The sequence below is a fragment of the Candidatus Magnetobacterium casense genome (assembly GCF_019173545.1).
Taxonomy (GTDB): domain Bacteria; phylum Nitrospirota; class Thermodesulfovibrionia; order Thermodesulfovibrionales; family Magnetobacteriaceae; genus Magnetobacterium; species Magnetobacterium cryptolimnobacter.
In genome coordinates this window covers 1-1,583 of record NZ_JABXWD010000609.1, presented here as the reverse complement: position 1 = coordinate 1,583, position 1,583 = coordinate 1, and the positions used below count along the sequence as shown (strand labels likewise).

1 protein-coding gene and 1 pseudogene are annotated in these 1,583 nt (G+C 52.7%); both read right to left on the bottom strand.

The window, feature by feature from the left end; translation table 11 throughout:
• Positions 1–198: 198 nt before the first annotated feature.
• Positions 199–780: a hypothetical protein gene (locus HWQ67_RS18060; RefSeq protein ID WP_218254085.1), complete on the bottom strand. Its 582-nt coding sequence runs from the start codon at positions 778–780 to the stop codon at positions 199–201.
• 364 nt (positions 781–1,144) lie between these two features.
• A pseudogene (locus tag HWQ67_RS18055) lies at positions 1,145–1,583 on the bottom strand (ATP-binding protein); the annotation flags it as partial.

Here is a 1,583-nt window from a genome sequence, read left to right as displayed (position 1 = left end):
GGTGCCGGGAGTGTCCGAAAAAGTGCTTACGCGCAACGGCCATCTGTATCATTCACGCTGAACCAACACACACCTCCAGTCTCTTGAAAATGACAGGTTTGGAATAAAAAAACATATCTGAGAACCAAACAGACACAGTCCTTCCGTGTCCAGTTGACCTGGAAGCCATAACGCTCGCGTTCAGCAGAGGGAATATCATCAGGAACGGAGTTCACGTCCCCTGAAAAACACCTCCCCCTGGGCTGCCCGACGGTAAATGTCGGGGAAAAAATATTGCAGCCATTCCTTGAGGATGCTCCATGCGTCTTCAGCCGAGAAAGGCATCTCCCCCTCGGGGATAGATGTCCGAATGAGTTCGATGGCGTCGGCGTCACTAATGCCATCGCGAGTTCTGCGATCAATCTCCGCCACAAGTGGCATCTGTTTCAATACCGCTATGACCCGGTTCCTGAACATTTGGCTTGGAAGCCCCTGGGGAATACCGAGTACAGTCAAATCGATCCGAGCTGCTTCGATGTTTGAATCGAGAACCTTCCAAATGTCAGAGGCATTCGAGTAGATCGTCCAGAGCTGATCGGCTACCGTGCAGCGCGGCAACCACGTTCGTGGTGGTGGGGCGGAGGCGTTCTCAGCAACATCGGGGAAAGCCGGAACACGCCCCTCTGCCACAAGCCTATCAGCCTCTTTCCTGACAGCGTCCCTCGTCAGTTCATCAGCAGGAAACGCTGAAGCCAACAGTAAGGATACAAAGGCGGTGACGTCAGGGTGTGAGTAGGGCACCTCGGCCAACAACTCAAGGTTCGGTGGGCTTTTCCATCCAAGGGCCCTGCCAGTCAGATTCGCAGAACCAACAAGGCACTTAGTTTCTGACCGGAACAGCTTGGCGTGAAGTGTCGGCAGAAGCAGAAGGCGTGCACCTGGTCGAGCTGCGACGAGATCAAACACCTCCAGGTCGGAAACACCGGCGGCCACCTCCTCCGGTAGCCAACGGGTTACGCAGGTCACTTTAGTGACTGACAGCGGCAGAGCATCAAGAACTTTGGCAAGGACATAATCCTTGATAAAGGGAGCTGCAAGGAGGAAAGAACCCGATGCCCCACGACATAGGGCGAGGAGTCTGTCCCCAAGGACATCCAACATGCGGTTAACCCTCCTCGTCGCTGAGGAGGAAGATTCGGGCCATCTTGCCCCATTCTTGACGCACACCGTTGATTTTGCTTCGATTCGGAACATCCTCCATTTCGTATCGCGCCCATGCGGCAAACAGCATCCTCATGGTATCGGATGCATTGGTTATCCGCTCAATAAGGTCTCGGTCAGTGGCACCATCAAGATTGTCATCGAGAGTACGGACAAGCTGTTCGTATGCTGGGTGGTTAATATTGAAAATGATCTCGGTAATACCTCCGGGTCTTTGTTCAACCTTGAAAAATGCGTACCCATCCATATTTGCTTCAACAAAAATAACGCGCTTCCCGCGCTTTTCGACTGCATCAGCAATCTCATTGGCCGCTCGATCAGGATAATTTTTTTCTTTGATCAGGTCTGCAACGAGATTCTTCTTGGCCTCCTGGTCGAAAACC